Annotated in this window: 2 protein-coding genes; both read right to left on the reverse strand. The window is 36.6% G+C overall.

Features of this window, described 5'->3' with window-relative positions:
* Positions 1-428: outer membrane lipoprotein-sorting protein (locus COZ07_RS03920; protein WP_406607281.1), on the reverse strand; the 428-nt coding region annotated here is incomplete at its 3' end.
* Positions 429-765: 337 nt separating this feature from the next.
* The coding region (locus COZ07_RS03925) for an ABC transporter permease (RefSeq protein WP_406607282.1) at positions 766-1,354 on the reverse strand (589 nt) is incomplete at its 5' end.

The following is a 1,354-nucleotide window of genomic DNA, read 5'->3' on the forward strand; positions in this document are numbered from 1 at the left end:
ATAATTTTAAAATCGTATAGATCGGTTAATTTATCTGATTCCATGATATCTTGAAAGGAAAAATCACTCCCCATCATCCCCTGGTTTAACATATGAGGGGACGCTTCAATTGTTTCTTCAGCATCAGGAAAAAACATATACAAATTATCCTCTCTTTTTAGAAATTTTGTTCCCCTATCTCCGGGGTTAGTAAACTCAATTAAAGCGCTCTTTTTGTCACTCAAAATAAGCATAGTTTTAGTTATTCTTCGACCTCCACTGACGATGATCATTTCTGCTTCTGCTTTAATTGATTCAATATATTCATTATTATCTCTCTGGTTAATTATCTCCTCAGCAGTCATTTCTTCGGCAGTAATGACCATTAAGCTAGAAAATAAAATCGAGATTATTATTCCTATCAGTAAAAATCGTTTAATTTTTTGCATTATTACTTCTCCTTTCAATTTTTCACCCCCACCTTAATCCTCCTCCCTCAAAGGAGGAAAGTAAGAATAGCAGACAATGTTCTTATCCTATGTTTTATTTAGTTTTTGTAGGGGTCGGATTTATCCGACCCGAGTTATCTTATTAATCTTTTCTAACGGGTTCGATGAATCGAACCCCTACTTAACGCTTGCAACTAAAACTTATCACTTATTACACATTACTCTTCACTATTTACCCTTTCCGCTAAACACTATCCACTATACTTCGAGATACGATTCACGAGATACAAGATACACTTTGTGTTTTACGCTTTTCGCTTTTAGTTTTACGCTATTTTCATATTTGTCTCAAGGCTTCGGTCGGTTCCAGACGGGCAGCCATCCTTGCCGGAATGACACAGACGATAGTGACCACAACCACCCCTAATACAAAGCAAAAAACAAGATTCTCCAAACTAAAGACGGTATAAAAAATTGGCTCCAACAAAAGATCTCCACCGCTCACTCCTTCCATAGCCGCACTATAGTCGATACCTACAATGGAAAAAACTTTGGTTAATATGCCACCCAGTACAGTGCCAATGGCACTACCAATTACGCCAATAATTGCTCCTTCTATGGTAAAGAGATACAATATTTCTCTGCTCCTCAAACCCAGGGCACTCATCATCCCAATTTCACGGGTACGTTCATTGACAATCATAATCAGGGTATTCACTAATACAAAACAGGCTAATATGATGATAAAAATATAGACAAAGTTATATATTTTAGTAGCGATATCAAATAACCCAATGAGTTCATAATCCTTGTTCCAAACCTGCAAGATATACTTTCCGGATTTATCTTCCCGGGCAAACAGTTCATTGAGACCGGGTAAAAGCGAAGCTGCTTTATATTGATTTGAAGTAATTAAAAGTAATTCT

Origin of the sequence: Candidatus Infernicultor aquiphilus (genome assembly GCF_002784285.1) — a bacterium.
GTDB lineage: Bacteria > Atribacterota > Phoenicimicrobiia > Phoenicimicrobiales > Phoenicimicrobiaceae > Infernicultor > Infernicultor aquiphilus.